The organism is Microbacterium sp. B24 (assembly GCF_000333415.1).
In the GTDB taxonomy this organism is placed as follows: Bacteria; Actinomycetota; Actinomycetes; order Actinomycetales; family Microbacteriaceae; genus Microbacterium.
This window is the reverse complement of sequence record NZ_BADB01000222.1, coordinates 1-7,184: the sequence shown is the minus strand read 5'-3', so window position 1 is coordinate 7,184 and position 7,184 is coordinate 1. Positions and strand designations below refer to the sequence as shown.

General features: G+C 71.8%; 7 protein-coding genes. 6 read left to right on the top strand and 1 reads right to left on the bottom strand.

What is annotated here, in order from left to right; genetic code table 11:
• From I5I_RS06045 to I5I_RS06035, 3 genes are all read left to right on the top strand, one after another.
• Nucleotides 1–616, top strand: a 616-nt coding sequence (locus I5I_RS06045) for an alpha-L-rhamnosidase C-terminal domain-containing protein (protein WP_148285499.1), incomplete at its 5' end; no start/stop codon positions are given.
• Between the two features lie 13 nt (nt 617–629).
• Entirely contained in the window at nt 630–2,402 is a 1,773-nt protein-coding gene (locus tag I5I_RS06040; protein WP_036317621.1) for a DUF5605 domain-containing protein, read from the top strand.
• Complete coding sequence (locus I5I_RS06035; RefSeq protein ID WP_036317619.1) at nt 2,399–3,769, top strand: glycoside hydrolase family 30 protein; 1,371 nt, start codon at nt 2,399–2,401, stop codon at nt 3,767–3,769. The genes I5I_RS06040 and I5I_RS06035 overlap by 4 nt, the downstream gene beginning before the upstream one ends.
• Here the strand turns inward: I5I_RS06035 and I5I_RS06030 are convergent.
• A complete protein-coding gene (locus tag I5I_RS06030) occupies nt 3,756–4,505 on the bottom strand; it encodes a FadR/GntR family transcriptional regulator (protein WP_036317624.1) in 750 nt (249 codons plus the stop codon). The genes I5I_RS06035 and I5I_RS06030 overlap by 14 nt on opposite strands.
• Before the next feature lie 135 nt (nt 4,506–4,640).
• Between I5I_RS06030 and I5I_RS06025 the strand changes: the two genes are divergently transcribed.
• From I5I_RS06025 to I5I_RS06015, 3 genes are all read left to right on the top strand, one after another.
• Nucleotides 4,641–6,407 (top strand): dihydroxyacetone kinase family protein, encoded by a 1,767-nt coding sequence (locus I5I_RS06025; protein WP_036317616.1) that lies wholly within the window; start codon nt 4,641–4,643, stop codon nt 6,405–6,407.
• A complete protein-coding gene (locus tag I5I_RS06020; protein WP_036317615.1) occupies nt 6,404–6,874 on the top strand; it encodes a ribose-5-phosphate isomerase in 471 nt (156 codons plus the stop codon). Before I5I_RS06025 ends, I5I_RS06020 begins: the two co-directional genes overlap by 4 nt.
• On the top strand, nt 6,874–7,184 hold a 311-nt coding region (locus tag I5I_RS06015), incomplete at its 3' end, for a triose-phosphate isomerase (protein ID WP_036317614.1). The genes I5I_RS06020 and I5I_RS06015, both read left to right, overlap by 1 nt.

Here is a 7,184-nt window from a genome sequence, read left to right as displayed (position 1 = left end):
GCGCGAGACGGTGTGGGAGCGGTGGGACTCGCTGCTGCCGGACGGGTCGGTCAATCCCGGCGAGATGACCTCGTTCAACCACTACGCGCTCGGAGCGGTCGCCGACTGGCTGCACCGCTCGGTCGCCGGGCTCGCGCCGGCCGCGCCCGGCTATCGACGCCTGCGCATCGCGCCGCGCCCCCTCTCGGCGCTCACGCGCGCGTCGGCGCGGCACCTGACCCCCTACGGCGAGGCTGCCGTCTCCTGGCGTCACGACGGCGACAGCATCGTCGTGACCGCGACCGTACCGGCGAACACCACTGCCGACATCGATCTGCCCGGCATCGCCGCGACCGTCGGGCCCGGTTCGCACGAGTGGCGTGTCGCTGCGGCGGCCGGTGCGCAGCGACCCGAACTGCCCGGACTCGACGCCGACCTCGCCGCCGTCATCGACGACCCGCGCGCCTACCGCGCGCTGCTCGACACGCTGGCCGACGTCGCGCCCGAGCGCGTCGACGCCGTCCGCGAGGAGACGACGTGGGCGGCGGGTCGTCCGCTCGTGTCCGCCCTGATGTTCACGCCGCCGTCGGTGCTGGACGCCGTCGATCACGCGATCCGCGCGGCGACGACCCCCTGATCTGAGGAGTTCCATGTTCGATCGCGCCAGCACGTTCGGCGATACGCTCGACAGCCCCGCCGGCCGCGCGGTGCTCGAGAAGCACCTTCCCGGCATCGCCGCCTCTCCCATGGCGCAGCAGTTCCGCAGCGCCCGCCTCGGCCAGCTCGTCGCGCTCGTTCCGGAGTTGGAGGAGCCGGCCGCCCGCGACGCGCTCTGGGCTGCGCTCGCCCAGGTCGGTGACGGCACCGCCCGCGCCCCCTACCCTCCGGCGATCGCTCCCGACCCGGCGTACGAGGCCGACGAGGTCGCCCCCGCCTCGGCGACGCTCGCCCCGGCCTCGAAGGCGCGACAGTGGGACCCCCTCGAGGTGCGCCTCGTCGGCCCGTCGCACGGCAACCCCTTCGTCGACGTGGAACTGGACGCCCTGTTCACCCGACCGGACGGCAGCGTCGTGCGCGTCGGCGGGTTCTACGACGGCGACGGTGTGTACGTCATCCGGGCTCTCGCGGATGCCGAAGGCACCTGGCGCTTCCGCACCCGCTCCACGGCCCGGTCGCTCGACGGCATCGCCGGCACCGTGGACGTCGATCCCGCTCCCGTCGACGCGCACGGCCCGGTGCGCGTCGACGGGTTCCACTTCCGCCACGCGGACGGCACCCGCCATCGGCCGCTAGGAACGACCGCGTACGCGTGGACGCACCAGAGCGAGGCGCGTCAGCAGCAGACTCTCGCCACCCTCGCCGCGTCGCCGTTCACCAAGCTGCGGATGTGCGTGTTCCCCAAGTCGTACCTCTACAACGCGAACGAACCGATCGACTTCCCCTTCGTCGGCTCGCTGGAGAGCGGTTTCGACCTCACCCGGTTCGACCCCGCGCACTTCCGCCGTCTCGAGCAGCGCATCCGCGATCTGGCGGAGCTCGGCATCCAAGCCGACCTCATCCTCTTCCACGCCTACGACCGGTGGGGCTTCTCGGACCTCGGCCCCGCGGTCGACGAACGCTACCTGCGTTACGTCGTGCGCCGCCTCTCCGGCTACGCGAACGTCTGGTGGTCGATGGCGAACGAGTACGACCTCATGTGGTCGAAGGATCTCGACGACTGGGAGCGCCTGGCGGCGATCGTCGGCGAGGAGGATCCGTTCGGACACCTCAACTCCATCCACAACTGTCGTCCGTTCTACGACTACGACCGCCCGTGGATCACGCACGTCTCGATCCAGCGGGTGGACGTCTACCGCACGGCGGAGAACACCGATCAGTGGCGGGAGCGCTGGGGCAAGCCGGTCGTCATCGACGAGTGCGCCTACGAGGGCGACATCGACCAGGGTTGGGGCAACATCACCGGCGAGGAGATGACCCGACGCTTCTGGGAGGGCGCCGTGCGCGGCGGCTACGTCGGACACGGCGAGACCTACTATCCGCCTGCTCTGGACGCCCCGGGGGATGCCGACGACGACGAGGTGCTGTGGTGGTCGAAGGGCGGCGCGCTGCACGGCACCTCGCCCGCCCGGATCGCCTTCCTCGAGCGGCTGCTCGCCGAGGCGCCCGACGGCGTCTGGGACCCGCTGCCCGGCGACTGGGACGTTCCGTGGGGCGGAACCGGCGACGTACGGGTGGCCTACTTCGGCTTCAACCGTCCGCGCTTTCGCAACGTCCTCCTGGGCGAAGGCCGCTGGCGCGCCGAGGTGATCGACACGTGGAACATGACCGTCGAAGAGGTGGCCGGAACGCACACGGGGCAGGTGCGCGTCGATCTTCCGGGCCGCCAGTACATGGCCGTGCGTCTGACGAGGGTCGCGGCATGAGCGCACCGCGTTGGGTCGTCAGCACCGCGGATGCCGTGTGGCAGATGCGGGAGGCGGCGGCGCTGACAGGCCCGTCGACCATGCCCGACGTGGTCGTCGCCGTGGACGATCCGCAACAGGAGATCGAGGGCTTCGGCGCCTGCTTCAACGAGCTGGGCTGGCAGGCTCTCGACCTGCTCACCGAGGCCGAACGCACCGGCATCCTCCGCGAGCTGTTCGCCCCCGGCGTGGGCGCCTCGTTCGGCATCTGCCGCATGCCGATCGGCGCGAACGACTTCTCCCGCGACTGGTACTCCTACGACGAGACCCCGGGCGACCTGGGTCTCGCCCACTTCGATCTGTCGCACGACGACGACACCCTCGTGCCGTTCATCCGCGCCGCGCGCACGCATCGCCCCGACCTCGTCCTGTGGGCCTCTCCGTGGAGTCCGCCCACGTGGATGAAGCGCAACGGGCACTACGCCGGGGCCCTTCCGCACCCCTTCTTCGGCGACGTCGACAACGGGCTGCGACCCGACCAGGTCGGCGCCGAGGGCACGGACATGTTCCGCGTCGACGAGGAGCACCTCGCGGCCTACGCGGCATACTTCGGCAGGTTCGTCGACAGCTACGCCGAGCGCGGCATCCGGGTGTCGATGGTCATGCCGCAGAACGAGTTCAACTCGGCACAGGTCTTTCCTAGCTGCACGTGGACGCCGTCAGGGCTGTCGGCGTTCCTGCGTCACCTCGGCCCAGAGATGGCCGCGCGCGGCGTCGAGGTCTTCCTGGGAACGCTCGAGCGCGCGGACGACCGGCTCATCGAGGGGGTCCTCGCCGATCCGGAAGCCGCCGCCGTCGTGTCCGGTGTCGGCCTGCAGTGGGCGGGCAAAGGCGCGGTCGCCGCCGTGCACCGCCTGCACCCGGAGCTGCGGATCTATCAGAGCGAGCAGGAATGCGGCGACGGGCGCAACGACTGGCGTCACGCGCGCTACGCGTGGCGGCTCATGAAGCACTTCCTCGGCAACGGCACCAACGCCTACCAGTACTGGAACATCGCCCTGCAGGAGGGCGGCCGCAGTCGCTGGGGCTGGACGCAGAACTCGCTCGTCGTGGTCGATCCCGACACCCGCACCTTCCGCTACACGCCCGACTACCTGGTGCTCAAGCACGTCAGCGCCTTCGTCGCCCCCGGCGCCCGTGTGCTGCCGACCTGGTGCGTCGCCGGTCACGACAATCAGCTGGTGTTCCGAAACCCCGACGGCTCGCTCGTCGTCGTGCTGCACAACGAGCTCGACGAGGTCATGCCGATCAGCCTGCTGCTCGGTGCTGAGGTGCTGTCGCTGGAGCTTCCGGCGGCGTCGTTCAGCACCGTCGTCATCGCGCCCTGAGGCGACCGGAGTCCTCCGACAGCCGGCGCGACGCCGTGGCCATGTGCGCCGCCATCGCCGAGGCGGCGAGGTCGGCGTCACCGGCGTCGACGGCGGCACGCACCGCCGCATGCTCCTCGATCGCGAGCTCCGCCGCGGCCGCATCGTGCACCGCACGATCCGCGTAGACCTGCAGCAGCGAGCGGACGACGTGCAGCAGATCGACGAGCGTGTCGTTGCCGGCGGCCGCGGCGAGCGTCTCGTGGAACTCGGCATCCGCCCGGGCGAAGGCCGTCAGCTCGGCGGTGCTCTCGCGCATGCGAGCGACGGATGCCGCGAGCGCGGCGCGCTGGTCGGCACTCGCGCGACCGGCGGCCAGGCGCGCGACATAGATCTCGAGCCCCGAGCGCAGCTCGAGCATCTCATCGGTGTTCTTCTGCCCGATCAGCAGTCCCCACCGGAGCGTCTGCGGCAGCAGGTCGCTCGCGGTGCCGCGAAGGTACGTGCCGGAGCCGGCGCGCACGTCCACGATGCCGAGGATCTCGAGCGCGGCGAGCGCTTCGCGAACCGCGGAGCGCCCGACATTCAGCGTCGTCGCCAGCTGACGCTCCGGAGGAAGCCGTGTGCCGGGCTCGAGCGAGCCGCCGGTGAAGAGATCCATCAGACGACGGGCGACCTGCGACACCGGCGAGCCGGTGGGCAGCACCTCCAACGCCGCCGCGATCTCGGCGGAGCGGTCGTCGGGGTAAGCGGGCACGGGTCCAACATACGGCAGCACCGCCGTCCCCTCCCACGATTGGTCAACCGGTTCTTGCAATTGGTCAACCGGTTTGTCAGAATGTCCGAGTGCCGGTGCGCTCTCTCCGGCTCTGATCTTCAGGAGAACCCCGCGATGACGCGCCTCTGGAACGACCCGGCAGACTTCGCCGAGGAGATGATCGACGGCTTCGTGGCCGCCCATGCCACCTACGTGCGACGCGTGCCCGGGGGCGTCGTCCGCCGGGAGGGCGCCCGACCGGGTCAGGTCGCCGTCGTCATCGGCGGCGGCTCGGGCCACTACCCCGCCTTCGGCGGCCTCGTCGGTCGGGGGCTCGCCCACGGTGCGGCGATGGGCAACCTCTTCGCCTCGCCGTCGACGCAGCAGGTGCACGCCGTGGCGAGCGCCGCACACCGCGGCGGCGGGGTGTTCTTCTCGTACGGCAACTACGCGGGCGACGTCCTGAACTTCGACGCGGCCCAGGAGCGCCTGCGCGCGGACGGCATCGCCTGCGCGACCGTGACCGTCACCGACGACATCTCGAGCGCCGGGCCCGACGAGCGTCACCGCCGTCGCGGGATCGCGGGCGATCTGACCGTCTTCCGCATCGCCGGGGCCGCCGCCGAGGCCGGCTACGACCTCGACGGCGTGACCCGGATCGCCGCGCACGCGAACGAGCGCACCCGCTCCTTCGGCGTCGCATTCTCGGGCTGCACGCTCCCCGGTGCCCCGGCACCCCTGTTCTCTGTGCCGATCGGTCGCATGGCGGTGGGACTCGGCATCCACGGCGAGCCCGGCATCGGCGAGACCGACGTGCCGACCGCCGACGAGCTGGCCGACCTCCTCGTGGATCACCTGCTGGCCGAGGTGCCCGATGGCGTCGAGGTGAGCGGATGCCGGGTCGTTCCCATCCTCAACGGACTCGGCTCGCTCGCCGCGGAGGAGCTCTTCGTGCTCTACCGCCGCGTCGCCGCGCGGCTCACCGAGGCCGGCGCGGTCATCGTCGATCCGCACGTGGGCGACTACTGCACGAGCTTCGACATGGCGGGAACCTCGCTGACGCTGTTCTGGCTCGATGACGAGCTGGCGACGCTCTGGGACACCCCCGTCGACACGCCCGCCTACCGTCGTGCACCGCAGGAGGTCGACCGAGCCCGCGTCGGCGGAGGCCGCCTCGCCACCGACGAGGCGCTCGCCGCACCGACGCCCGCACCCGCCGCGCCCGTGACCTCCGGCGACGACCAGTCGCGCCGCTGCGCGACCACGGTGCTGCATCTTCTCGACACCGCCGCGACCACCATCGACAGGCACGCCGACGAGCTCGGGCGCATGGACGCCGTCGCCGGCGACGGGGACCACGGCATCGGCATGCAGCGCGGGGCACGCGCTGCCCGCGCGGCCGCCGCGGAGGCGGTCGCGGCCGGCGCCGGAGCCGAGAGCGTCCTGCGCCGCGCCGCCGACGCATGGTCGGATCGGGCCGGCGGAACCTCGGGGGCGCTATGGGGTCTGATCCTCACCGCGATCGCCGCGCACCTGGGCGATGCGGGCATCCCCGCGCCCGCTCAGGTTGCGGCGGGCGTCGCGGACGCGGCCCGCACCGTGCAGGCTCACGGGGGCGCCGCCGTCGGCGACAAGACTCTCGTCGACGCCCTCGTGCCCTTCAGCGACGCGCTCTCCCGAGCGGTCGCGGCGGGCACCCCTCTGGCCGAAGCCTGGACCGCGGCGGCATCCGCCGCGCGAACGGCGGCGACCGCCACCGCCGACCTGCTCCCCCGGCGCGGGCGCGCCCGCACGCACGGGACCGCCAGCGTCGGCACCCCCGACCCCGGCGCGCACTCGCTCGCTCTCATCGCCGACGCCACCGCCGGCGCACTCGCCGACTCCGAGAGGACTCACGCATGACCACGCCCCTCCGCCTCGTGATCGGCAGTGACGACGCCGGATTCGACTACAAGGAGATCCTGAAGCAGGATCTGCTCGCCCACCCCGGCGTCATCGACGTCGTCGACGTGGGAGTCGATGCCGACGGGCACACCGCGTACCCCCGCGTGGCCATCGAAGCCGCCGAGCGCGTGGCGCGTGGCGAGGCCGATCGGGCCCTGCTCATCTGCGGCACGGGGCTCGGCGTCGCGATCGCGGCCAACAAGGTTCCCGGCATCCGGGCCGTCACCGCCCATGACTCGTTCTCCGTCGAGCGCGGCGTGCTTTCGAACAACGCCCAGGTGCTCACGATGGGCCAGCGCGTCGTGGGAGTGGAGCTGGCGCGCCGACTCGTCCGGGAGTGGCTCACCTACCGTTTCGACGACGCGTCCGCATCGGCGGAGAAAGTCGCCGTCATCGAACAGTACGAGAGCACCGGTTCCTGCTGATGGCGGCGCTCACCGTCGGAGTGAGCCTGAAGGCGTACTTCGGTCGCCAGCAGGCGCGCGAGTGGTTCGAGGAGGTCGTGTTCCGCGTCGGCACCCTGCCCGCCGTCCGCTCCGGAGCCGTGGAGGTGTTCGTCGTGCCCACCTATCTCCAGATCGCGGATGCCGTGGCCACCTGCGCCCCCACGCGTATACGCGTCGGGGCCCAGGACGTGTCCGCCTTCCCCCCGGGCGCCTTCACCGGCGAGACCACCGCCTCCGAACTGTCCGCTTCCGGAGTCACGACTCTAGAGGATCCCCGGGACCGAGCTCG

Excerpts from the sequence above, each read along its gene's own strand:
- I5I_RS06020 (WP_036317615.1), top strand. The coding sequence starts at position 6,404 with ATGACCACGCCCCTCCGCCTCGTGATCGGCAGTGACGACGCCGGATTC.
- I5I_RS06025 (WP_036317616.1), top strand. The coding sequence starts at position 4,641 with ATGACGCGCCTCTGGAACGACCCGGCAGACTTCGCCGAGGAGATGATC.
- I5I_RS06035 (WP_036317619.1), top strand. The coding sequence starts at position 2,399 with ATGAGCGCACCGCGTTGGGTCGTCAGCACCGCGGATGCCGTGTGGCAG.
- I5I_RS06040 (WP_036317621.1), top strand. The coding sequence starts at position 630 with ATGTTCGATCGCGCCAGCACGTTCGGCGATACGCTCGACAGCCCCGCC.